At 70.3% G+C, this 21,864-nt stretch carries 20 protein-coding genes; 8 read left to right on the top strand and 12 right to left on the bottom strand.

Features of this window, described 5'->3' with window-relative positions; translation table 11 throughout:
- Nucleotide 1 precedes the first annotated feature (1 nt).
- Complete coding sequence (locus V6M57_RS06115) at nucleotides 2–1,993, bottom strand: lytic transglycosylase domain-containing protein (protein ID WP_332814103.1); 1,992 nt, start codon at nucleotides 1,991–1,993, stop codon at nucleotides 2–4.
- A 9-nt stretch (nucleotides 1,994–2,002) separates the two neighbouring features.
- On the opposite strand from V6M57_RS06115, the gene V6M57_RS06110 reads away from it, so the two are divergent.
- Together V6M57_RS06110 and V6M57_RS06105 are read left to right on the top strand one after the other, a co-directional pair.
- Nucleotides 2,003–2,587 carry a 5-formyltetrahydrofolate cyclo-ligase gene (locus tag V6M57_RS06110; protein ID WP_332814102.1) on the top strand — a complete coding sequence of 195 codons (585 nt, stop codon included), beginning with the start codon at nucleotides 2,003–2,005 and terminating at the stop codon, nucleotides 2,585–2,587.
- Between the two features lie 165 nt (nucleotides 2,588–2,752).
- A complete protein-coding gene (locus V6M57_RS06105) occupies nucleotides 2,753–3,919 on the top strand; it encodes a serine hydrolase domain-containing protein (RefSeq protein WP_332814101.1) in 1,167 nt (388 codons plus the stop codon).
- 57 nt (nucleotides 3,920–3,976) lie between these two features.
- On the opposite strand, the gene V6M57_RS06100 is transcribed toward V6M57_RS06105, so the two are convergent.
- The 3 genes from V6M57_RS06100 to V6M57_RS06090 all read right to left on the bottom strand — a co-directional run bounded on the left by V6M57_RS06100 (nucleotide 3,977) and on the right by V6M57_RS06090 (nucleotide 7,838).
- The gene (locus tag V6M57_RS06100) at nucleotides 3,977–6,238 is read right to left on the bottom strand and encodes a TonB-dependent receptor (protein ID WP_332814100.1); all 2,262 of its coding nucleotides are present in this window, start codon (nucleotides 6,236–6,238) and stop codon (nucleotides 3,977–3,979) included.
- 96 nt (nucleotides 6,239–6,334) lie between these two features.
- Nucleotides 6,335–6,721, bottom strand: coding sequence for a DUF2946 family protein (locus V6M57_RS06095; protein WP_332814099.1), 387 nt, complete (start codon nucleotides 6,719–6,721; stop codon nucleotides 6,335–6,337).
- 136 nt (nucleotides 6,722–6,857) lie between these two features.
- Nucleotides 6,858–7,838 (bottom strand): LysR substrate-binding domain-containing protein, encoded by a 981-nt coding sequence (locus V6M57_RS06090; protein WP_332814098.1) that lies wholly within the window; start codon nucleotides 7,836–7,838, stop codon nucleotides 6,858–6,860.
- Nucleotides 7,839–7,955: 117 nt separating this feature from the next.
- Here V6M57_RS06090 and V6M57_RS06085 point away from each other — a divergent pair, with 117 nt between their 5' ends.
- The 4 genes from V6M57_RS06085 (at nucleotide 7,956) to V6M57_RS06070 (ending at nucleotide 10,574) form a co-directional block, all read left to right on the top strand.
- Nucleotides 7,956–8,426 carry a DUF2917 domain-containing protein gene (locus tag V6M57_RS06085; protein WP_332814097.1) on the top strand — a complete coding sequence of 157 codons (471 nt, stop codon included), beginning with the start codon at nucleotides 7,956–7,958 and terminating at the stop codon, nucleotides 8,424–8,426.
- A 50-nt stretch (nucleotides 8,427–8,476) separates the two neighbouring features.
- On the top strand, nucleotides 8,477–9,013 hold the full coding sequence (locus V6M57_RS06080; protein WP_332814096.1) for a gluconokinase: 537 nt from the start codon (nucleotides 8,477–8,479) through the stop codon (nucleotides 9,011–9,013).
- An 84-nt stretch (nucleotides 9,014–9,097) separates the two neighbouring features.
- Nucleotides 9,098–10,084: an MBL fold metallo-hydrolase gene (locus V6M57_RS06075; RefSeq protein WP_332814095.1), complete on the top strand. Its 987-nt coding sequence runs from the start codon at nucleotides 9,098–9,100 to the stop codon at nucleotides 10,082–10,084.
- A gap of 208 nt (nucleotides 10,085–10,292) precedes the next feature.
- The gene (locus V6M57_RS06070; protein WP_332814094.1) at nucleotides 10,293–10,574 is read left to right on the top strand and encodes a hypothetical protein; all 282 of its coding nucleotides are present in this window, start codon (nucleotides 10,293–10,295) and stop codon (nucleotides 10,572–10,574) included.
- A gap of 10 nt (nucleotides 10,575–10,584) precedes the next feature.
- On the opposite strand, the gene V6M57_RS06065 is transcribed toward V6M57_RS06070, so the two are convergent.
- Together V6M57_RS06065 and V6M57_RS06060 are read right to left on the bottom strand one after the other, a co-directional pair.
- Entirely contained in the window at nucleotides 10,585–11,727 is a 1,143-nt protein-coding gene (locus tag V6M57_RS06065; RefSeq protein ID WP_332814093.1) for an MFS transporter, read from the bottom strand.
- Nucleotides 11,724–12,560 carry a DUF6279 family lipoprotein gene (locus V6M57_RS06060; RefSeq protein WP_332814092.1) on the bottom strand — a complete coding sequence of 279 codons (837 nt, stop codon included), beginning with the start codon at nucleotides 12,558–12,560 and terminating at the stop codon, nucleotides 11,724–11,726. Before V6M57_RS06060 ends, V6M57_RS06065 begins: the two co-directional genes overlap by 4 nt.
- Nucleotides 12,561–12,615: 55 nt before the next feature.
- Here V6M57_RS06060 and glmU point away from each other — a divergent pair, with 55 nt between their 5' ends.
- Nucleotides 12,616–13,995 (top strand): bifunctional UDP-N-acetylglucosamine diphosphorylase/glucosamine-1-phosphate N-acetyltransferase GlmU, encoded by a 1,380-nt coding sequence (glmU, locus tag V6M57_RS06055; RefSeq protein ID WP_332814091.1) that lies wholly within the window; start codon nucleotides 12,616–12,618, stop codon nucleotides 13,993–13,995.
- Nucleotides 13,996–14,056: 61 nt separating this feature from the next.
- Here glmU and V6M57_RS06050 read toward each other — a convergent pair whose 3' ends face one another.
- Nucleotides 14,057–14,554, bottom strand: a complete 498-nt coding sequence (locus V6M57_RS06050; RefSeq protein WP_332814090.1) for an Lrp/AsnC family transcriptional regulator — start codon at nucleotides 14,552–14,554, stop codon at nucleotides 14,057–14,059.
- 133 nt (nucleotides 14,555–14,687) lie between these two features.
- Here V6M57_RS06050 and glmS point away from each other — a divergent pair, with 133 nt between their 5' ends.
- Nucleotides 14,688–16,538, top strand: a complete 1,851-nt coding sequence (gene glmS, locus V6M57_RS06045; RefSeq protein WP_332814089.1) for a glutamine--fructose-6-phosphate transaminase (isomerizing) — start codon at nucleotides 14,688–14,690, stop codon at nucleotides 16,536–16,538.
- A 402-nt stretch (nucleotides 16,539–16,940) separates the two neighbouring features.
- On the opposite strand, the gene V6M57_RS06040 is transcribed toward glmS, so the two are convergent.
- The 5 genes from V6M57_RS06040 to V6M57_RS06020 form a co-directional block, all read right to left on the bottom strand.
- The gene (locus V6M57_RS06040) at nucleotides 16,941–17,693 is read right to left on the bottom strand and encodes an aspartate/glutamate racemase family protein (protein ID WP_332814088.1); all 753 of its coding nucleotides are present in this window, start codon (nucleotides 17,691–17,693) and stop codon (nucleotides 16,941–16,943) included.
- Nucleotides 17,690–18,334, bottom strand: coding sequence for an aspartate/glutamate racemase family protein (locus V6M57_RS06035; protein ID WP_332814087.1), 645 nt, complete (start codon nucleotides 18,332–18,334; stop codon nucleotides 17,690–17,692). The genes V6M57_RS06040 and V6M57_RS06035 overlap by 4 nt, the downstream gene beginning before the upstream one ends.
- A 20-nt stretch (nucleotides 18,335–18,354) precedes the next feature.
- Nucleotides 18,355–19,830 (bottom strand): dihydropyrimidinase, encoded by a 1,476-nt coding sequence (gene hydA, locus V6M57_RS06030; RefSeq protein WP_332814086.1) that lies wholly within the window; start codon nucleotides 19,828–19,830, stop codon nucleotides 18,355–18,357.
- Between the two features lie 7 nt (nucleotides 19,831–19,837).
- Nucleotides 19,838–20,776 carry an N-carbamoyl-D-amino-acid hydrolase gene (locus tag V6M57_RS06025; protein WP_332814085.1) on the bottom strand — a complete coding sequence of 313 codons (939 nt, stop codon included), beginning with the start codon at nucleotides 20,774–20,776 and terminating at the stop codon, nucleotides 19,838–19,840.
- Between the two features lie 110 nt (nucleotides 20,777–20,886).
- Entirely contained in the window at nucleotides 20,887–21,792 is a 906-nt protein-coding gene (locus V6M57_RS06020) for a LysR substrate-binding domain-containing protein (RefSeq protein WP_332814169.1), read from the bottom strand.
- Nucleotides 21,793–21,864: the final 72 nt, after the last annotated feature.

The raw sequence follows: 21,864 nt of genomic DNA, 5'->3' as shown, positions 1-21,864 counted from the left end.
CTCAAGGCAGATCGGGGTTCGGCTCGGGAAGGGCCGCGTCGCGCGGGCCGACCCGCCCCAGCCGCGCCTTGAGCGATTGCGGCGCGCCGGTCAGGATGGCCGCGTACATCGTGGTGTTGGCCAGCACCTTCTTGACGTAGTCGCGGGTCTCGCCGAAGGGGATGTTCTCGGCCCAGATGGCCGCATCGACCACCGGACCGTTGCGCCAGGCGCGCGGCCGGCGCGGCCCGGCGTTGTAGGCCGCGGCGGCCAGTGCCATGGAGCCGTCGAGATCGTCCAGCGCCAGCTTGAGGTAGGCGGTGCCGATGGTGATGTTGGTCTCGCGGTCGTTCAGCTGCTCGGGCCGGAACCCGCCCAGGCCCAGCTTGCGCGCGGTCCAGCGCGCGGTCGCCGGCATCACCTGCATCAGGCCGGAGGCGCCCACGTGCGAGCGGGCGTCCATGATGAAGCGGCTCTCCTGCCGGATCAGGCCGTACACGTAGGCCGGGTCCAGCCCGATCGCCTGGCTGCGGCGGACCACCGCCTCGCGGTGCGGCATCGGGAAGCGCTGCTCGACGTCGAAGGCCTCGCGCGTGCGCTCGCTGGTGTTGATGCAACGGTCCCAGACCTCGCGCTCGCAGGCCATCTGCGCGGCCGCCAGCAGCTCGCGCTCGCCCATGCCGCCGGGCTGTGCCAGGGCGGTGGCGTACACCCACTCGCGGTTGCCCTCCGCGCGCAGCCCGATCAGGATGGCGTGCAGGGCGCGGTTGAGGGAGGGGTTCAGCCGCGCCGCCTCGCGCTCCTGCGGCGTGGGCGGTGCCGGTCGGGCCGGCGGCGCCACCTTCCGCCCCAGCGCCTCCAGCGCCAGTTGCTCGTAGAAGCCGCGCGGCGAGGCCAGCGCCTGCAGCAGGCGGGTGGCCTCGCCGCGCCGGGCCTCGCCCCCGGTGGCCAGCAGCGCCTGCGCCTTCCAGTACCGCCAGGCGGGATCCTGTTGCGCGTCCTCGCTCATGGCGTCGATCGCCGACAGCACGCCCTCCCACAGTGGCGTGCTGCCCGCCCGCAGCGCGGCGCGGGCTTTCCAGGCCAGCATGCCGTCGCTCAGGTCGCTGTCGCGGGTCACGCGCGCGTAGTAGCCGAGCGCGTCCGGCGACAGGCGCTGCGCCGACTGCCTGGCAATCGTGCCCCAGATCCAGTTGCGCTCCTCGGCCGGGAGTTGCGGGCCCCACTTGTCCTCCAGCATCCGCGCGGCGCTGTCGGTGTCGCCGGTGGCCAGCTTGAGCAGCGCCAGGCCGATCATCTCGCGGCGCACGCGCGAGGTCGCTGTCACGCGGCCGGTGAGGAATTTCGTCGGGCTGGCCTGGATCTGCGCCAGCAGCGGCAGCGCGTCCGGCGCCACCATCTCCACCGCGGCGGCCACGGCTTGCGGGCGGTTGGCCTCCATCGCCAGGCGCGCCTTGCGCCAGGCATCGGCCGGCGTGAGGCGGTTGCCGCCGCCGGCCTCGCCCATCAGCCGGCTGGCCGCGTGCGTGCAGGCGTCGTCGTCGTTGCGCTGGGCGAGCCAGAGGCGCCGGACTTCCTCGCCCAGGGTGGCCGGCGCGGCCGCGCCCTCGGTCAGGTGCTGCACCAGCAGGGCATAGCACTTGACCTGCGGGTCGTCGCGCATCCGGAAACCGGCGCGGGCATCGGCGAACGCGGCCCAGTCGCGGCGCTCGCCGAGCAGCAGCAGCCAGTCGTTGCGCAGCCGGTCTTCCTGGTAGGTGCCGGCGTAGCGGGCCAGGAAATCCTGCACTTCGGCCGGCGTGGCGGTGTCCAGCCGCGCGCGCAACTCCCAGTAGGCCGCCCAGGGCTCCAGCGCATGGCCGCGCACCGCGGGCAGCAGCTGCGTGAGCCGGGCCTTGTCCCCCTTGCGCCAGGCCTGCGCCATTTCCAGCACGAGGTCGTCGCCGGGGGTTTGTGCGAGGGCGGCGCCGGCCAGCGCCAGCAGGAGGGATGTCAGAATCGGCCGGAACTTCATCGGGAGATTATGAGCACGCCGGAGGAGAAAAAAGCCCTGCGCCGGCGCCTGGTCGAGGATCGGTTGAACCTGCCGGACCGGCTGCGGCGCTCCGCCTTGCTGCAGCAGGTGATGCGCATCTGGCTGGTGGGCCGCCCCGACACGGTGATCGGCGCCTATTGGCCGATCAAGGGCGAGTTCGACCCCCTGCCCGCGCTGCATCGCTGGAAGGAGGACGGCGAATTGCTCGACGAACCGCAGTTGCGCCGCATCGCACTGCCCGTGGTCGACAAGCTGCACCGGACGCTCAGATTTCACGCCTGGCACCCGGGCTGCCCGATGGAGGACGACGCCTACGGCATCCCCAAGCCCAAGGACACCGAGGTGGTCGTGCCCACCCTGCTGTTCGTGCCCTGCGTGGGCTACGGGCCCGGCGGCTATCGGCTGGGCTATGGCGGCGGCTTCTACGACCGCACGCTGGCGGCGCTGCAGCCGCGGCCGTTCACGGTGGGCCTGGGCTTCACGACCGGCTACCTGGACGAGCTGGAGCCGGAGCCGCACGATGTCCCGCTGGATGCGATCCTGAACGACAACGGCGTGGTCTGGCCGGTGTAAAAGACCACCCCGAAGCGCCTTCGGCGATGACCCCTCGGGCTTCGCCCTCTCCCCTCAAGGGGCGCCACCAGCGGCCCGGCAGAGCCGGTTCCGCGGTGGCACTGGACTGGGCCATGCGGCTTTGTGTGTCGTGCGATAAAGAACGGACATGAAGGGGGAGATGCCATGAAATACGTCAAGCGCGGCGTGCTCGGGCTGCTGGTCCTGCTGGTGCTGGCCGCGGCAGGGCTGCAGCTGGCCGGCCACGGCTACATCTGGAATGCCCTGCGCTACACCTACCTGCAGGGCCACAACACGGCGCACATCGACGACGCGCGCAATTTCGCGCAGGCGCCCATCGCCGGCGGCGCGCCGCAGCCCTGGCCGGCCGCCGCTTCGCGGCCGCTGTCGGCCGGCATGGCCGACTACCTGCGCCGGCACCGCAGCGCCGCCTTCCTGGTGCTGCACCGCGGCGTGCCGGTGCACGAGACCTATTTCCCGCCCTACGGCCCGGACAGCCGCACCAACGTGTTCTCCATGGCCAAGACGGTGATGACGATGCTCACCGGCGCCGCGGTGGCCGAGGGCATCGTGCCGTCCTTCGATGCGCCGCTGTCCACCTGGGTCACCGAATATGCGAACCATCCCCAGGGCCGCAGCGCCACCCTGGCGCAGCTGTCGGGCATGACCGCCGGCCACGAATGGGACGAGAACTACTACCTCCCGCTCAACCCGACCACCGAGCTGTACTTCGGCGGCAATGCCCGGGGCACGGTGCTGCGCCATGGTTTCGAGCGCGACCCGGGCAGCGGCTACGAGTACAGCAGCGCGACCACGCAGCTGCTGGGCATCGCGCTGCAGCGGGCGCTGCAGGCGCGCGAGCCGGGCCTGACGCTGGCCGCGTATGCCTCCCGGCGCCTGTGGCAGCCGCTCGGGCTGGCCGAGGCGAGCTGGAGCCTGGACCGCCCGCGCGCGGACGGCGGCATGGAACTGGCCTATTGCTGCATCCACACGTCCGCGCGCAACATGGCGCGGCTGGCGCAACTGCTGCTGCAGGACGGCCGCTGGAACGGCCAGCCCGTGCTGCCCGCGGGCTTCGTCAAGCGCATGACCAGCCCCAATGGCCACGTGTCCCACTACGGGCACGGGCTCTGGATGGACCCCGGCCACGACCCGCCCTTCTATTTCATGCAGGGGCACCTGGGCCAGTACGCGATCGTGGTGCCCTCGCGCGAGCTGGTGATCGTGCGCCTGGGCCAGTGGCGCACCAAGGAGCGCAAGCGCCATCCGTCGATCCCGGAAGAGGTCTACCTGTACGTGGAAGAGGCGCTGGCGATGGTGCGGCCCGACTGATCCGGTGCGCCGCCGGGCGGAGGTCCCGGGCCGGGCCGCCTGCCCGGCCCTCGCTCGTCAGAACTTGACGGTCACGCCCACGTTGAGCGAGCGCCCCTTGCCGGGAACCGGCACTCCCCACGGCACGGCGGTGGCGGCCATGGTGCGCCCCTGGCCCAGGTACGCACCGCCCAGCGGGTGGATGTGGAAGCGGTCGAACACGTTGTCGATGCCTGCGTCGAGGCGCACGTCCTGCCACTCGTAGCTGCCACGCAGGTTGAACAGCGCGTAGCCGCCGGTGCGCACTTCATTGCGCACGCGCGACACCCGCGACTTGCCCGACACCAGCTCGAGCTCGGCGGTGCCGCTCCAGCCGCCCCGGCGATGGTTCAGGGCCACGCGCCCATTGAGCGGCATGATGTTGTAGAGGTTGTCGCCAGTGGTGCGGTTCCTGCCCCGTGCGTAGCCAACCGAGCCCGATAGCACCAGGCCGCCCCAGTCCTGCGTGCGGGCCAGCTCGGTGAAGCCCGACAGGTCGACACCGTACAGGCGCGCGTCCTGGTTGGCGAAGCGCAGGTAGACGAAGCCCTGCGTCGCCGCCAGGTTCGCTGCGGTGCAGGCGGTCATGCCGCCCACGCCGGCGCAGCGCCCGGCGTCGATGAAATCATCCACGTAGGTCAGGTAGGGCGTCACGCGAACACCCCAGGCATCGCCGCCCGGGTCGTGCCAGTCCGCCGTGGCGCTCACCGTGTTGGCCACCTCGGGGCGCAGGTCCATGTCGCCGACATAGCCGTTGCCGTCGCCCGCCATGTTGACCATGCGCATGGCCATGCCGCCGGTCGACCAGGTGTAGCGCTCGTACAGGTTGGGCGAGCGGGTCTTGTGCGCAAAGCCGAACTCGTAGGTGGCCGAGGCATGGGGCACGTAGCGCGCCAGCGCGGTGACGTCGATGTTGGGGTCCGAGCGCCTGCGCTCGCGCGCGTTGAAGGCGGCGGCCTCCGCCGCATAGTTGCCGTTGTAGCCCTGCACCGGCCCGCTGTCGGTGCGCACGTTCGCGCTGCGCACGCCGAACTGCGACAGCCATCGGGGACTCCAGCGCGCTTCCCATTCCGCGAACGCGTCGAGCCGGTCGCGCTGGCCATCGCGGATGCTCCAGAACGTGTTGGGCGCCATGCCGCCGCCCGAGGGCAGCCACCAGTCGTCCAGGCGGTAGCGTTGCGCCTCGGCACCCACGCGCAGCGTGTCGCGCACGGAGAGGGGCAGCTCCGCCTTGACCTGCACGCCGGTGGTCACGCCTTCGGTGTCCATCGGCATGCCGGGCACGTCGTTCGCGGGACCGTACCAGAACTGCTTGTCGTCGCCGAACTGCATCGCGTGGCGCGTCTCCTCGCGGTACGCGCGCGCCTGCAGCGTGCCCCAGTCGTAGCGGCCGCGGTAGCCCAGGTTGAGCTGCCGGCTGTCGTTGCCCGTCATGTCCATGCGCTGGTTCGCAAAGCCCTGGTAGGGGATGTCCTGCAGCCCGAGCCGGAGTTCGACCCGATGGCGCTCGCCCTGCGTCGCCAGCGCCAGCGCGTGGTTGCGGCTGCGGTAGGAGGACGAGCCCACCTCGTCGCCCGCCAGCAGGCGGTCAGGCCTGTCGCTGGCGGACGGTCCGGCCGGCTTGAAGTCGCGCCCCGCCCGGTAGTTGCCGGACCGGGCCGCGGAGCCGTCGTAGCGCAGGCTCAGTCGCTGGCTGGCATAGCTGGCCGAGGCGTGCGCGGACAGGCCATCGCCGTTGCCGCGGTAACTGGCCCCGAGCTCGCCACCCGCCGGGCTGGCCTGGCCGGGCGCGGCGAATTGCGGCTCCGGCGAATCCACCTGGATGGTGGCGCCGATGCTGTCGCCGCCCACGCTGACCGGCGTGATGCCGGCGAACACGCGCACGCTGCCCACGCGGGTCGGATCGATAGAGGACAACGGCGGGTTCATGTGGTTGCCGCAGGAGGACACCAGGTCCATGCCGTCGACCTGGATGCGCAGGCGGTCGTCGGCCAGCCCGCGCACGCTGGGCAGGCTGGACACGCCGCCGGCGCCGTACGAGCTGACGCCCGGCAGCTTGCCCAGCAGGGCCGCGCTGTCACTGGTGAAGGCGCGATCGCGGTCCAGGCTGTCGGGGTCGAGGGCGACGCTGCCCAGAGGCTGCGCCGGAAAGGGCGGCGCCGTGATGGTGAGGGGCCGCAGCGACTGTTGTTGGGCGTAGGTGGCCGGCGGCAAGGCGGCCAGCAAGGCCAGGAACAGCGGGGTGCGGCGCACCGCGATGTTGTGCCACGAAGGGGCGCGGGGCTTGAATGTGGAGGTCATTTGTCTGGGTGAATGGGGTTCTGGCCTGCGAGAAGCCATGCGGCGGCGACCGCAGCCGGCGGGCGTCGGTTGAAGCAAGGAAAGACAAGCGCGGAATCAGGCTGCCGGTGGCGCCTGGGCCGGCGGCCGCAGCCCGGCTCGCCGGGGAGCGCGGGGCGCCTCGCGGTGCCGGAATGCGTGGACGGTCGCCAGCGCATGCGCCGTCCGCGGCGCCGGTGCGGCGGCGGCCGGGGCCACGCCGGCCGCGGCGACGACGCAGACCGGGCAGTTGACGGGCTGTGCGGCTTCGCCGGCACTTTCGCTGCCGGGGGCGTTGCCCGCAGGGTCGGACACCGAGCAGATGTCCGATGCCGCGGCGACGGCAAGCAGGCGTGCCTGGTGGCCGGTGCTGATCTGCCCGATCCAGAGCTGGGCGAACAGCGCCAGCAGGGCCAGGCAAGCACCCAGGCGCGGTGCGCGGAAGCGAGTGCTACGAGACGTCACTGGCCGGCAATTGTCGAGCGGGCTGTTGCGCCGGCCTTGTCGGCCGTCAATGGCTGGCTGCCGGCAATGCTGGATCCGACGCACCTTCGAGCCGCTACCTGCCCGCCCCGGCCCGTTCCGCCTGCCGCCCAGGCGCCTAGTCGATGTTGTCCACCGTGTCCGGGTCGGGCACTTCGCCGATGGTCTGGCGGGTGGCCCGGGCCTGGGCCTGCAGCCAGTCGCAGAAGTCGCGCACCTCCGGGCGCTGGCTGCTGCGCTCGCCCATGATCAGCCAGTAGGACAGCGGCGAGTCGATGCGCAGCCGCGGCAGCGGCTCGATCAGGTCGCCGTTGGCCAGGCTCTCGGCCACCATCGGCAGCCGCGCCAGCACCACGCCCTGGCCGCTGAGCGCGGCCTGCACCATCTGGTAGGCGTAGTTGAAGTACAGCCAGCGCTTGGGCTGGAAGCGGGGCAGTTGCTGCGCGTCGAACCAGCGGCGCCACGTCAGCCATTCCATGTGCCCCGGGTGGGCGTCGCCCGCTTCGATCAGGGCGAACTGCGCCAGGTCGGCCGGCTTGTCGACCGGCATGGTCTTGAGCAGCCAGGGGCTGGCCACCGGGGTGAGCTGTTCGCCGAACAGCCGGATCGAGCGCGGCGGCATGTTGGCCGCGGGGCCGTAGCGCAGCGCCAGGTCCACGTCGGCCAGGTTCAGGTCCAGCGACGCGTCGGTCGCGTCGATGCGGATGTCCATGTCCGGGTTGTCGCGCTGGAACTGCTCCAGGCGCGGGATCAGCCACATCGAGGCGAACGAGGCGAAGGTGGTGATGGTCACGCTCCTGCGGCCGGCGTTCTGCCGGATCTGGCGCACGGCCGCGTCGATGCGGGGCAGGGACTGCGACACCGCCGACAGCAGCTGGGCGCCGGCGCCGGTGAGTTCGACCGCCCGGGTGTGGCGCAGGAACAGCGGCACGCCGACCTCCTCCTCCAGCGACTGGATCTGCCGGCTGACGGCCGACTGCGTCAGGGCCATCTCCTCGGCCGCGGCCCGGAAGTTCAGGTGCCGGGCCACCGCCTCGAAGGCGCGGAGGTGGCCGGCCGCGATCGGTCGGCTGCGCAGGTGGGTCTGGGAATGGAGCATGGAAGGAGGCGCGCGATTGATGCGGGAAGCGAATGAATAGCCTAGCTGCATTTCATTGGACTGCCAAGCGCGCCCGCCCGATGATCACTCACCCGAAACGCCCCCCAGGAGAGATCCATGAGCGCCCTCACGCTGACGCAAACGCAACAATCCGCCACCCTGCTGCCGGGCACCTGGCGGCTCGAGGCCGGTCGTGCCATCGCGTTGCGGCCGCGCGAGGACGGCGTGCTGCGTATCGCCCACGGCCGGGTCTGGCTGACCTTCGACGGGCCGCATGCCGGGCCGCTCAACGACCTGGGGGACCGGGTGCTGGGGGCCGGCGAGCAGTTGCCGGTGCGCGCGGGCCAGCGGCTGGTGCTGGAGTCCAGCGAGCGCGGCGCCCCGGCGTTCTTCGGCTGGGAATTCGCCCCGCGGTTCCAGGCCGCGCGCACGCCTCGCCGGCAGGCGGTGGCGCAGTCCTGGGGCGAGCTGCAGCTGGGGCTGGGCCTGGCTGCCCGCTCGGGTGGACGGCTGCTGTCCGCCCTCGCCGGCCTGGCGGTGGGCGGCCTGCGGCCCCGCCCGCAGCCGGATCGCTGCACCGCCATGTGAAGCCCTGCGGCAGCGAAGCCGCAACAATGGGCCGCCAGCCCGCGTGAACCATGGCGGCCACCGATTCTTCCCGACAGCACCCCAACCCTGGCCGCGGACTGCGCGCCGTTGTCATGGGCGTGGCCGGCTGCGGCAAGAGCGCGGTCGGACGGCGGCTGGCGGAGGCACTGCGCCTGCCGCTGGTCGAGGGCGATGCCTTCCATGCGCCGTCCAGCCTCGACAAGATGAGGCGCGGCGTGCCGCTGGACGATGCCGACCGGGCCGGCTGGCTGGCGGCGCTGGCCGCGGAACTGGCGAACCGTCCGGAGGGCGTGGTGCTCACCTGCTCCGCGTTGAAGGCCCGTTACCGCGAGCAGCTGCGCGCGGCCGCGCCGGGGTTGCGATTCGTGCAGCTGGCGCTCACGCCCGCGCAGGCGCGGGAGCGCGTGGCCGCGCGCACCGGGCACTTCTACCCGGCAGGCCTGGTCGCCAGCCAGTTCGAGGCGCTGGAGGATCCCGCCGGCGAGCCCGGCGTGCGGGTCGTCGACGCGGCGCAGCCGCTGGACGCCGTCGTGCAGCAGGCGCTGGAGGGCCTGCGGCGGGGCTGAAGGCCATCCGGTCGTTCAACATTCCGTAATGCATTACGGTAAGTAAAATCACCCGCTTCGCCCCGCATTGCAGGAGTCCCCATCGTGTCCAAAGCCTTCGCCAGCCAGGCCGACCTGGCCGACAAGAAGATCACCTTCGAGCAGCTGTCCCCCCATTGCTGGGCCTACACGGCCGAAGGCGACCCGAACTCGGGCGTGATCATCGGCGACCAGTTCATCCTGGTCAGCGACGCCACCGCCACCCCGGCCATGGCGCAGGACCTGATCGCCCGCATCCGCACCGTCAGCGACAAGCCGATCAAGTACGTGCTGCTGACGCACTACCACGCGGTGCGCGTGCTGGGCGCCAGCGCCTATGCGGCCGAGGGCGCGACCGAGATCATCGCCAGCCAGGGCACCTGGGAGCTGATCGTCGAGCGCGGCAAGGAAGACATGCAGTCGGAGATGGAGCGCTTCCCGCGCCTGTTCCGCAACGCCGAGAGCGTGCCCGGCCTGACCTGGCCGACGATGGTGATCGGCGGCGGCGACCCCACCCGGGGCGAGGTGCCCGGCAAGCTGACGCTGGACCTCGGCGGCGTGAAGGTGCAGGTCTGGCACCCGGGCCCGGGCCACACCCGCGGCGACACCATTGCCTGGGTCGACTCGGAGAAGGTGCTGTTCTCCGGCGACCTGGTGGAGTACGAAGCCGGCGTGTACACCGGCGACGCCCACCTGGAGGAGTGGCCGGCCACGCTGGAGGCGCTGCGTGCGCTGAAGGCCGAAGCGCTGGTGCCCGGCCGCGGCGAAGCCATGAAGGGCAACGCGCAGGTGAACAAGGCGCTGGACTACACCAAGCGCTGGGTCGAGACGCTGTTCGCGGCGGCCAAGGAAGCGGCTGCCGCCAACATGGACCTGAAGGCGGCCATGGCGCACACGCGCAAGAGCATGGACCCGGTGTTCGGCCACGTCTTCATCTACGAGCACTGCCTGCCGTTCGACGTGAGCCGCGCCTACGACGAGGCGCGCGGCATCAAGAACCCGCGCATCTGGACCGCCGAACGGGACAAGGAGATGTGGGCCCTCCTTCAGTGAGAAATCGCGTTGCGATTCCTCACCGGGCTGATCGGTTGGGAGTGGCCCGGCCAAGCCGGCTCCACTTCCAAAGGGAGGTCGCGCTGCGCCTTGCTCCGCCGCGACCTTGATGCGTGATCTGTCGGTTTGCACCGACAGATCACGCGAAGCGCGCCGACTGCGGATCGCCGTCGGGTTTCCTAGGCTGGGGCTTTCGAAGGAGTACCCCATGAAGCCAGGCAGGAAACCCCGGCAACACCCCCAGCAGGCCCGGCAGCAGCAAGGCCAGCCGGAGGACCCGCAGCCATCCTCCGGAGGCCGGCCCCGGCAGCAGATGGGCGAGGGCAGCTACGAAGGCACGCGCGACTACAACCAGCGCACCGACCAGTACCTGAAGTCGCACGACGTGAAGGCCGACGCCGAGGCGGCGCGCCCCCGCTCGGAGCAGGAAGCACGCGAGATGAAGGAGGCGGAACGGGAAGGGCGCTCGCACTCCAAGGGCGAGCACTGAGGTCCTTGCTTCAATCCCGCACGCTGCGTGCTGCCACCAGGGTGGCAACGGCCAGCAGGCCCAGCACAGTCGCCATGCCGGCCGCGCCCGCGTACTGCAGCGCGGCCCCGGTGGCCACCGGCCCGGCCGTGCCGCCGGCGGTGTAGCCGGTGATCATTGCGGCGGCGCCCCCCGCCGTCGCCCGGCCCGCGAACACGTGGGCGACTTCCACCATGGTGAGCGTGTACAGTGCGCCGCCCACCGCGCCCCACACCACCCCCACGCCCCAGAGCAGCCACGGTGCCTGCGCGATGAAGCCGGCCGCGATGCTGGAGCCGAGCAACAGCAAGGCAGCGGCCGTGAACACGCTGCGCAAGGCGAAGCGGTCGGCCGCCAGGCCGGCCGGGTACTGGCAGGCGAAGCTGCCGACGCCGATCGCACCGGCCACCGTGGCGGCCGCGCTCAGTCCCAGGCCCATGGCCGATGCATGGGCCGCGCCGATCGAGCCCAGCCCGGCTTCGAACACGCCGCCGCTGAAGGCGATCAGCACCAGCAGCGGCACGCTCCGCATGGCCTCCCAGGTGCCCGCCTGTCCCGGCGGCGGCTCCAGGGTCGAGCGGGCCGGGATGGCCGCGGCGATGATGCAGCACAGGGCCACCAGCGCGGCCCCGGCCCACAGCACCGGCCTCGCGCCCCAGCCCAGCAGCCCGGGCAGGAAGGGGCCGATCGCCAGCGAGGCGCCCAGGGCGGTCTGGTACAGCCCCATCACGCGCCCGCGCTGCTGCGGCGGTGCCTCGCGAGCCAGCAGCGCCTCGGTGGCATTCCACAGCGCGGCGGCGCCGATGCCACTGACCACCGAGCCGACGGTCCACGGCAACCAGTGGTCCGTGAGTGCGTACAGGGCCACGCCGGCCAGGTCCAGGCCGCAGCCGGCCCGGTAGGTCCTGACCACGCCCCAGCGTGCCAGCACGCGCGGCACCAGCGGGATCAGCAGGCCGATCATCAGGAAGGGAACCATGGCGAACAGCCCCACCGCGGAAGGGCTGGCGCCGGCCTGCTGCAGGCTCACGGCCAGCACCGGTGCGCTCATCGCGAAGGCCAGCATGACCAGCGTGGTCGCGGCGGCGAAGCGCCACACCACGCCCATGCGGCTGCCGCCGGCCACCGAACTCATCGATCCGCCGACAGGTCGGCCAGGTCGCGCTGCCAGCCGCGCAGGCGCTGGGCGGCCCGCTCGCGCTGCTCGGGGGTGGCGGCGTTGTGCAGGGCTGCGACCAGGCGGCAGGTTTCCTGCACCTGGGCCTGCTGCCACTGGCGCCAGTCCGGGTCGGGCGACTGGCCGAAGCGCTCGAGCAGCCCGTGCACCGCGGCGCGCGCCTGCTCCGGCGGCGCGGGCTGCGAGGCCAGTTCCCGCAGCCCGGCCAGCGTGTCCTGCCGGCGGCGCCGGCGCTCGGCGTGGAACAGGGCCGGGCTGAAGTCCGACGCTTCGAGCTGGCGGCGCAGCGCCGCGACCTGCTCCTCGCCCAGATGCCCATAGAACCGCTCGGCCCGCTCGCGCCACTGCTTCAGGCGCTTGTCGACCTGCTCGTCGCGCGACAGCCGCAGCCAGTCGCGCTCGTAGTCCCGCTGGTTGCGCTGGTAGCGGCGCTCCAGCTGCTGCAGTTGCGCCACCGTCAGCGTCGTCGCATGCGCCGCGATCATCGGCTCGGCGTGCTCACGAAGCGCCAGGTAGCGGTCGCGCAGATCGCCCTCGAAGGCGCAGACCCGCTCGGCGGTCGTGTCGCCCGCCGCCTGCTGCTCGATGCGATGCAGCAGCGCGGCCAGGCGTGGCAGTTCGGCGCCGCGGTGCCAGGCCAGCAGGCGGTGCAGGTCGTCGCGCACCAGCCGGCGCTGCTCGCCCTCCAGGTCCACGTAGCGGCCCAGCCACCAGAACGCGACTTCGGGCAGCGAGTTGTAGCCGAGCTTGAGCGCGCTGCAGCCGCCCAGCGCCAGCGCAAGACTCAGCAAGCCGATAATTCGCGCGATTCGAGGCGCCGCGCGCGCCGGGAGCAAGATGAAAGACATGACAGCAGTGGACGTGGTCATCATGGCCGCCGGCAAGGGCACGCGCATGAAGAGCCGCCGGCCCAAAGTGTTGCATCGTTTGGCCGGCCGCGCGCTGGTCGACCACGTGGTGGACTGCGCCGCCCGCCTGGGCGCGCGCCGCACCATCCTGGTCACCGGGCATGGCGCGCAGGAGGTCGAGGACGCAGTGAGGCCGACGGCACCCGCGGCGGTGTTCGTGCGCCAGGAACCGCAACTGGGCACCGGCCATGCGGTGCAGCAGGCCGTGCCGCACCTGGCGGACGACGGCATCGCGCTCATCCTCAACGGCGACGTGCCCCTGATCCGGCCGGAAACCCTGCAGCCCCTGGTCGACGCCTGCGGCGGCACGCGGCTGGCGCTGCTGGGCGTGGACATGCCCGATCCCGGCGGCTATGGCCGCATCGTGCGCGAAGGCGAGCGCGTGCGCGCCATCGTCGAGCACAAGGACGCCGACGAGCGCCAGCGTGCCATCCGCGAGGTCTACACCGGCTTCATGGCCGTGCCCAATGCACTGCTCAAGCGCTGGCTGGCCCGCCTGACCAACGACAACGCCCAGGGCGAGTACTACCTGACCGACGTGGTCAAGCATGCCGTGGCCGACGGCGTCGAGGTGGTGGCGATCGACTGCGACGACCGCGTGCAGGTCGAAGGCGTGAACAGCCCGCTGCAGCTGGCCGAACTCGAGCGCGCGTTCCAGCTGCGCCAGGCGCGTGCGCTGATGGAGCAGGGCGTTCGCCTGGCCGACCCGGCGCGGCTGGACGTGCGCGGCACGCTGGAATGCGGGGCCGACGTGGAGATCGACGTCGGCTGCGTGTTCGAGGGCCGGGTGGTGCTGGGCGAGGGCGCGCGCATCGGCGCGCACTGCGTGATCGCCAATGCCACCATCGCCGCCGGCGCCGTGATCCATCCCTTCTGCCACATCGACGGCGAGAAGGGCGAGGTGCACATCGGCGAAGGCGCCCTGGTCGGCCCGTTCGCCCGGCTGCGGCCGGGGGCGAAGCTGGGCCCCGAGGTGCACATCGGCAACTTCGTCGAGGTGAAGAACTCCACGCTGGCGCGCGGTGCCAAGGCCAACCACCTGGCCTACCTGGGCGATGCCGTCGTGGGCGAGCGGGTCAACTACGGGGCCGGCTCCATCACCGCCAACTACGACGGCGCCAACAAGCACCGCACCGTGATCGAGGACGACGTGCACATCGGCAGCAACTGCGTGCTGGTGGCGCCGGTGACGATCGGCAGGGGCGGCACGGTGGGTGGCGGCTCCACCATCACCAAGGACACCGCGCCCGGCGTGCTGTCGGTGGCACGCGGCAAGCAGTCCAGCATCACGGGCTGGCAGCGGCCGAAGAAGAAATGACGGATGACGGTGGCGGAGGGCCCACGCGGCCGGCCGATGGTCATTTGTCATCTGTCATTCGTCATGGCGGAGGGAGCCGAGGCAATGCAATCCGCGGGTCGAACTTGGCCCGTTTGACGGCGAAGAAGGCCTTCACGTTGCGCACGTTGGCGTCGGCGGTGAACAGCCGCTGCGCCAGGGCCAGGTAGCCGGGCATGTCGGGCGCCTGCACCACCAGGATGAAGTCCGGCCCCGGCGAGACGCGGTAGCACTGCTGGACTGCGGCCTCGACCACCACCTTCGCTTCGAAAGCCTCCATGGCGGCGTCGTCCTGCCGGTCCAGCGTGATCTCCACGATCGCATCCAGGCCGTAGCCGGCCAGCGAGGCCAGCCGGTCGCGGGCGAGGATGGCGACCTGCCGCTCGACGAAGCCGGCCTCCATCAGTCGCTTGACCCGCCGCAGGCAGGTGGGGGGGGACACATGCACCCGTTCCGCCAGCGCCTGGTTGGTCAGGGAGGCGTCCTGCTGCAGCTGGGCGAGCAGGGCCAGGTCAGTGGCATCGAGTGAAATATCGTCCATATATCTGATATCTTCGTGGAAGAATGTTCCAGTGCATTGTAGATGTGGAAGATGATGTCATGATTGCAGTAATTTAGATAGATGATTTCTTGGCGGCGCTCCTACAGTTGCGCATCCGTCCAGGAGCAAGAACATGTGTGGCATCGTCGGCGCCGTCTCGACCCGGAACATCGTCCCCGTCCTCGTCCAGGGCCTGCAGCGGCTCGAATACCGCGGCTACGACTCGTGCGGCGTGGCCGTCCACGACAAGGGCCTGCGCCGAGCTCGCAGCACGGCCAGGGTGGCCGAGCTGCTGGCGCAGGTCGGGCGCGAAGGCATCGAGGGCACGGCCGGCATCGCCCACACCCGCTGGGCCACGCATGGCGCGCCGGCCGTGCACAACGCCCACCCGCATTTCAGCCACGGACCCGGCGAGCGCGCCACCGACCGCCCCGGCCGCATCGCGCTGGTCCACAACGGCATCATCGAGAACCACGACGAGCTGCGGGCGGCGCTCAAGGCCAGGGGCTACCACTTCGCCAGCCAGACCGACACCGAGGTGATCTGCCACCTGGTGGACAGCCTGTACGAGGGCGACCTGTTCGAGGCCGTGAAGTCCGCCATCCCGCGCCTGCATGGCGCCTACGCGATCGCGGTGTTCTGCAAGGACGAACCGTTGCGCGTGGTGGGTGCGCGCGCCGGCTCGCCGCTGATCCTGGGCGTGGGCCAGGAGGGTGGCGAGAACTTCCTGGCCAGCGACGCGATGGCGCTGGCCGGCGTCACCGACCAGATCGTGTACCTGGAGGAAGGCGACATCGTCGACGTGCAGCTGGGCAAGTACTGGGTGGCCGACGCAGGCGGCCGGGCCGCGAGCCGCCCGGTGCGCACGGTGCAGGCGCACAGCGGCGCGGCCGAACTCGGCCCCTACCGCCACTACATGCAGAAGGAGATCTTCGAGCAGCCGCGCGCGATCGCCGACACGCTGGAAGGCGTGCAGGCGGTGGTGCCGGAGCTGTTCGGCGACGGCGCGTATTCGGTCTTCAGGGAGATCGAATCGGTCCTGATCCTGGCCTGCGGCACCAGCTACTACAGCGGCTGCACCGCCAAGTACTGGCTGGAGGGGATCGCGAAGATCCCGACCCAGGTCGAGATCGCCAGCGAGTACCGCTACCGCGAATCGGTGCCCAACCCGCGCACGCTGGTGGTGACGATCAGCCAGTCGGGCGAGACCGCGGACACGCTGGCGGCGCTGCGCCACGCGCGCGAACTGGGCATGCAGCACACACTGACGGTGTGCAACGTGCCGACCTCGGCCATGGTGCGCGAATGCAGGCTGGCCTACCTCACGCGCGCCGGCGTCGAGATCGGCGTGGCCTCGACCAAGGCCTTCACCACGCAGCTGGCCGGGCTGTTCCTGCTGACGCTGGCCATTGCCGGCGTGAAGGGCCGCATGACCGAGGCGCAGGAGGCCGCGCACCTGAAGGCGATGCGCCACCTGCCTTCGGCCCTGTCGGCGGTGCTGGCGCTGGAGCCGCAGGTCATCGGCTGGGCCGAGCACTTCGCCGCCAAGGAGAACGCGCTGTTCCTCGGCCGCGGGCTGCACTACCCGATCGCGCTGGAAGGTGCGCTCAAGCTCAAGGAGATCACCTACATCCACGCCGAGGCCTATGCCGCCGGCGAGTTGAAGCACGGCCCGCTGGCGCTGGTCACCAGCCAGATGCCGGTGGTCACCGTGGCGCCCAATGATGCCCTGCTCGAAAAGCTCAAGAGCAACATGCAGGAAGTGCGCGCCCGCGGCGGCGTGCTCTACGTGCTGGCCGATGCCGACACCCGCATCGAAAGCGAGGACGGCATCCACGTCATCCGCATGCCCGAGCACTACGGACCGCTCAGCCCCTTGCTGCACGTGGTGCCGCTGCAGCTGCTGGCGTATCACACGGCCTGCGCGCGGGGGACGGATGTGGACAAGCCGAGAAACCTCGCCAAGTCGGTCACGGTCGAGTGAGCGGCGCGGCGCGTAGTTGCGGTGAGGGGAGAAAAGAATGTCCGGCGGGTCAAAACGAAATCCGCCGGAGAGAGGCTGCCTGTCCTGGGTCGATGAACTGAGGAGGCCAGTTCTCCGGCCCTATGAGGGCGAGATGCTTCGCGGACACAAGGCTCGCGTCAAAGCGCTCCTGGGTATCCCGACCGCCGGGAGCCGGTATCGCGTTTTCCAGCGGACGACAGGTCAGCAACTGGAGGCGTTCAGACGCCCTCCTGATGCCTAATTGGTCTGATGCAGCATCGCCAGCTCGCTGGCGATGCTGCTCCGCGAACCGTGCTGGCGGAATGCGACGTTGCGGCTACTTTGCGGTCGAAAGCAAACCTTGCCATCTTCAATTCCTCGTTGAGACAGCACAGGTACTTCTCAAGCCTGAGTGCCCAAGTTCTTGCGCGGGATTGCGGTTCGGGGATAGAAGGTTTCCACGGCCTGGAGGGCGAGTGCATCCATGGAGTCAGTAAGGACCACGTCAAACTCGGCGCGCCGTACGTGCGGCAAGGCGAGCGGCAGTTCGGTACACCCGAGCGCGACGGCGCGCGCGCCGGCCCTCTCGAGCGAGGCGATGGCCCGCGCAAGGGGCGCGAACGCTTGGTCCACGCGGCCGCCCTTGACCGCGGCGATGGATTCGGCGCAGTCCGCCACTGCGTCCGGCGCTGTCGGCACGACCGGCTCGTAACCCGACTGAGCCAGGTAGCGCTGGTAGAGGCCTGTCTCCAGGGTCGCGCGCGTGCCGAGGATCCCGATCGCGCCTTGGTCGATGCCCTGGCGCCGCAGGTCCACGACGACCGCTTCGACGATGTGCAGCAGGCGCGCGCTGGTGGCGGCCTGCAGCTGGTCGAACCAAAGGTGAGCGGTGTTGCAGGGAATAGCGATGCAGTCGGCGCCGTCGTCCTGCAGCATCGCAATACCGCGCATCATGGCTGGCAACGGGCTCAGGCCGCCGCCCACCCAAGCGGTGGAGCGATCGGGCACGCGCGGGTCGTTGCAGAGCAGCAGCGGGATATGTTCCTGGTCGCAGCTTGCCGGGGTGAGCTGGACCACGCGGGCAGCGAACTGCGCGCCCGCGAGCGGGCCCATGCCGCCCAGCACGCCCAGGCATCTGGGAATCGAGCGGCTCATTGCGCGCCGCCCAGGACCACCGCACCGGCAGCCTCAGCCGCGGCGTGGCAGGGATCGACCACCGCCAGGCCGAGGGTCTCCTGCAGCGGCCCGCGCAGGTCCGCCATTCCGGCGCACCCGAGCAAGAGCACGTCGGCACCGTCCTCGTCGCGCAGGCGCCTGGCCGCTTCGCACATCGGCCCGAACGCGAGTTCGCGGTCGCCGGATTGGTCGACCCGCAGGTTCAAGGCACGCTCGCCGGCCACGTGCTGCGCGAGCCCGAGTGACTCCCAGTAGCCCAAGTGGCGCGGGATCGACGCGTCGGCCACGGCGACAACGCCGACCCGACGCCCCTGAAGCAACGCCGCCCGGATCCCGGCCTCCCCCAGGCCGATCACGGGCTTACTGAATCCTGTACGGGCCGCCTCCACGCCCGGGTCGCTGAAACAGGCGATCACGAAGGCCCGCGCCTCGGGCGCACGACGCTGTAGGTAACCGGCGACCAGGGCGGTCGCGCGCTCGTAGTCCGCCTGCGTGACGATTCCCGGCGGCCCGTCCGCGGCCGTCAGAACATCGAACTGGCACTGGCGCGCGGCGTCACTGGACTGCATCGCGCGATCGATGGCGCGCGTGACCGACTCGCTGCTGTTGGGATTGAGCACCAGGATACGGGGACGCCGAGTCATCGGGCCTCCTCGATCCCCACCAGGGCCCTCAAGACGGAACCGAAGGGGCGCCGCGACCGCTCGCCGCTCGGCTCGCGCAGCGGCACGTCGGGCGCGCCGCGCCGCAGGTATTGCCCGGACCCGCGCTCTGCGTGCAGTTTGCCGTTCTCCACGATCACGCGGCCGCGGCTGATCACCACCTCCGGCCAGCCCTGGATGGTGCGGCCCTCGTAGGGCGTGTAGCCGGCGTTGTCGTGCAGCAGGTCAGGAGTAACCGTGACGCGTCGCTCCGGGTTCCATAACGCGAGGTCCGCGTCGGCGCCGACCGCGATGGTGCCCTTGCGGGGCGCCAGCCCGTACAGCCGTGCGTGGTTGGTGGCCGCCAGCGCCACGAACTGGTGGATGTCCATGCGCCCGGCGAGAAAGCCTTCGCTGAACAGCAGCGGCAGCCGCAGCTCGATGCCGGGCATGCCGTTGGCCATCTCCTTGAAGGTGGTGGCATCGCCCTTGGGCAGCTTGCCGGTTTCGTCGAATCGGTAGGGCGCGTGGTCCGACGAGTACGTCATCAGCGTGCCGTCGATCAGCCCCCGCCAGACCGCTTCCTGGGATTGGCCGTCGCGCGCCGGAGGAGAGCAGCAGAACTTCGCGCCCTCCATTCCGGGCCGGTCCATGTCTTGGGCGGTCAGGAACAGGTATTGCGGGCAGCTCTCGGCCAGCACATTGGCGCCCAGCTGCTGGGCCTGCCGGATCAGCTCGACCGTCTCGCAGCCGGCAACGTGGACCAGCAGCACCGGCACGTCGATCAGCCGCGACATCGCGATCGCCCGGAAGGCGGCCTCGGTTTCCGCGAGGGTGTCGTGCGCCATGCCGTGGAACTTCGGTGCCTTGTGGCCGCGCTCCAGGAGTCGGTGCGTGAGCCACTTGATCATGTCGTGGTTCTCGGCGTGCACCATGACGAGCGCCCGCTCCCGGCGGGCCAGTGCCAGCACGTTCAGCAGCTGCGCATCCTCCAGCCTCATCTGCTCATAGGTCATGTAGACCTTCAGCGAGGTGATGCCGTCGCGAATCGCCCGGGGGAGGTCCTCCTGTAGCGTGCGATCGTCGGGGTTCGCCAGGATCAGGTGAAATCCGTAGTCGATCACGGCCTTCTCGGCTGCGCGGCGGCTGTAGTCCTCCAGCACCTTGGGTACCGACATGCCACGGTGCTGCGCAGCGAAGGGCAGGATGGTGGTCGTGCCGCCGAAAGCGGCAGAAACCGTGGCGGAATAGAAGTCGTCCGCGCACATCATCCCCATGCCCGAGCGCTGCTCCACGTGGCAGTGGCTGTCGATTCCACCCGGCAGCACCCAGCGGCCGGCCGCGTCGATCTCGTGCCGGCCCGCGGCCAGGTTGCGGCCGATCTCGGCGATGCGGCCGTCGCGCACGCCGACATCGCCTTCGATGACGCGGCCTTCGCTGACGACGCGGCCACGGCGAATGGTGAGGTCGAGCATTGTTTCCTCAGGCGATCGGTTCGCCGGCGCCGGTGCGTTCGACGATCAGGCGGTAGTGCTCGGGCCGGCGGTGCTTGGCGAAGTTGAACACGTGCTCGCGGAAGAATTCGCCCAGCGACAGGTCGGCGCGCACGGCGATGACCTCGTCCTCTTCGGTCAGGGACCGCGCGACGATCTCGCCAGTGGGCGCCACGATCGCGGAGCTGCCAATCATGTGGAAGCCATCCTCGGCGCCGCACTTGGCGGCGGCGGCCACCCAGATGCCGTTCTGGTAGGCGCTCGCCTGCAGTGACAGCAAGTGCGTCGTCGTGCGCAGGTGCACCGGCTCGTTCCAGTGGATGTTCACTGAAGGAGTGTTGTAACCCAGCACGACGATCTCCGCGCTTTGCAGCGCCATGACGCGGTAGGTTTCCGGCCAGCGGCGGTCGTTGCACAGGCACATGCCCATGCGCACGCCCTGCGTGTCGAAGACGCGGAAGCCCAGATCGCCCACGTCGAAGAACTTCTTCTCCAGGTGCTGGAAGGGGGCGTCGGGCTTGTGGTCGGAGTGGCCGGGAAGGTGGATCTTGCGGTACTTGCCCAGGATGCTGCCATCCGGCCCCACGATGATGGACGTGTTGAATGGTCTGCCTTGCGGCGTGAGTTCGGCGAAGCCCAGGTAAAAACCCAAACCGAGCGCGCGTGCCTCGTCGAACAGCGGCTGCGTGGCTGGACCTGGCATCGTCTTCTCGAAGAAGCGCTCCTGCGCCTGCTCTTCGGTCATCCAATAGCGTGGGAAGAAAGTGGTGAGCGCGAGCTCGGGGAAAACGACAAACTCCGCGCCACGGCTCTTGGCGTCACGCATCAGTTCGATCATGCGCCTGACCGCCGCCAGGCGGTCGTCGGCCAGGTGCACCGGACCCATCTGCGCCACGGCCAGGCCGAGCGTGCGCTTCTTGCTTGTCATCGTGACCTCTCCTTGGATACGACGATTATTTGGATCGAGGTCGCGAGGCGTCGAGTGACTGTTCGTGCGTAGGCCTTAACCCGGATGCAAGGATCCGGAAAGAACGGCCGTCAGCCTGCTTCGGACTGCATGCCGCTCTCCTTCAGCACGCGCTCCAGGCAGTCGATGAAACGCTGCGCGGCCGGGGTCAGCGGAGCGCTGCGCAGGTGGACGAGGTCGGCCAGGATGGGTGCGGTTCCGTCGAAGCGCAGGATGCGGAAGTGCGCCTTGGGCCAGCTCTGCAACGAGAACTCATCCACCAGGGCGATACCCGCGCCCGCATGCACCAGGGCGCAGGCATTGTGGGGCGAGCCGACTTCGATGGCTACACGAGGCGACTCGCCGCGCGCGACGAAAAGCTCCTGCATGCGGCGCGCCAGCGGCGTATCGCCCGGATAGGCGATCAGCTCGTGCGACAACAGGTCATCCAGCGTTACCGCATCGGCGCCTGCGAGCGGGTGGTCCCAAGGGCAGATACACACCAGGTCGCTGCGGGCAATCGTGCGAGTAGAGAGCTTGGGGTGCGCCATCGGCATCGTCGAAATCCCCACGTCGACCAGGCCGGCCAGCACCCGCTCCTTCAGAAGCTCGTGGCTGAGGCAATGAAATCGCAGGTGCACCTCGGGGTGCTCCAAATGGAAGTTCGCGATCGCCCGCGGCACGAGCTGCTGCCCTATGCTGGGACTGGAGACAACGCTGACCGATCCGTAGCGGCGCTGCGCCAGCTCGCCGGCCAGCTCGGAGATGCGCCGGACGCCGGCGTACACCTGCTCGGTCTCCTGGTAGAGCTGGCGGGCCTCGGCGGTGGGGTGCAATCGCCCCTTGATGCGCTCGAAAAGCGCGAAGCCAAGCCGGCTCTCGGTGTGCGACAGCAGCCGGCTCACGGCGGGAACGGAGACATGCAGCACACGCGCCGCGTCGGTCACCGAGCCGGTCGACATCACGGCGCGGAACACTTCGAGCTGCCTTAGGTTCATGACGCGATTCTGCCGTGCTGTAAACACGCGCCTTTGGCGGCCCATTGGTGGACCGGGTTTTCCTACCGGCCG

This window comes from Ramlibacter sp., from assembly GCF_036676645.1.
GTDB lineage: Bacteria > Pseudomonadota > Gammaproteobacteria > Burkholderiales > Burkholderiaceae_C > Ramlibacter.
This window is presented reverse-complemented; position numbering and strand designations above follow the sequence as displayed.

Excerpts from the sequence above, each read along its gene's own strand:
- V6M57_RS06040 (WP_332814088.1), bottom strand. The coding sequence starts at position 17,693 with ATGAGCCGCTCGATTCCCAGATGCCTGGGCGTGCTGGGCGGCATGGGC.
- hydA (WP_332814086.1), bottom strand. The coding sequence starts at position 19,830 with ATGCTCGACCTCACCATTCGCCGTGGCCGCGTCGTCAGCGAAGGCCGC.
- V6M57_RS06070 (WP_332814094.1), top strand. The coding sequence starts at position 10,293 with ATGAAGCCAGGCAGGAAACCCCGGCAACACCCCCAGCAGGCCCGGCAG.
- V6M57_RS06115 (WP_332814103.1), bottom strand. The coding sequence starts at position 1,993 with ATGAAGTTCCGGCCGATTCTGACATCCCTCCTGCTGGCGCTGGCCGGC.
- V6M57_RS06100 (WP_332814100.1), bottom strand. The coding sequence starts at position 6,238 with ATGACCTCCACATTCAAGCCCCGCGCCCCTTCGTGGCACAACATCGCG.
- V6M57_RS06065 (WP_332814093.1), bottom strand. The coding sequence starts at position 11,727 with ATGAGTTCGGTGGCCGGCGGCAGCCGCATGGGCGTGGTGTGGCGCTTC.
- V6M57_RS06105 (WP_332814101.1), top strand. The coding sequence starts at position 2,753 with ATGAAATACGTCAAGCGCGGCGTGCTCGGGCTGCTGGTCCTGCTGGTG.
- V6M57_RS06085 (WP_332814097.1), top strand. The coding sequence starts at position 7,956 with ATGAGCGCCCTCACGCTGACGCAAACGCAACAATCCGCCACCCTGCTG.
- V6M57_RS06080 (WP_332814096.1), top strand. The coding sequence starts at position 8,477 with ATGGCGGCCACCGATTCTTCCCGACAGCACCCCAACCCTGGCCGCGGA.
- glmS (WP_332814089.1), top strand. The coding sequence starts at position 14,688 with ATGTGTGGCATCGTCGGCGCCGTCTCGACCCGGAACATCGTCCCCGTC.
- V6M57_RS06050 (WP_332814090.1), bottom strand. The coding sequence starts at position 14,554 with ATGGACGATATTTCACTCGATGCCACTGACCTGGCCCTGCTCGCCCAG.
- V6M57_RS06020 (WP_332814169.1), bottom strand. The coding sequence starts at position 21,792 with ATGAACCTAAGGCAGCTCGAAGTGTTCCGCGCCGTGATGTCGACCGGC.
- V6M57_RS06090 (WP_332814098.1), bottom strand. The coding sequence starts at position 7,838 with ATGCTCCATTCCCAGACCCACCTGCGCAGCCGACCGATCGCGGCCGGC.
- glmU (WP_332814091.1), top strand. The coding sequence starts at position 12,616 with ATGACAGCAGTGGACGTGGTCATCATGGCCGCCGGCAAGGGCACGCGC.
- V6M57_RS06025 (WP_332814085.1), bottom strand. The coding sequence starts at position 20,776 with ATGACAAGCAAGAAGCGCACGCTCGGCCTGGCCGTGGCGCAGATGGGT.
- V6M57_RS06110 (WP_332814102.1), top strand. The coding sequence starts at position 2,003 with ATGAGCACGCCGGAGGAGAAAAAAGCCCTGCGCCGGCGCCTGGTCGAG.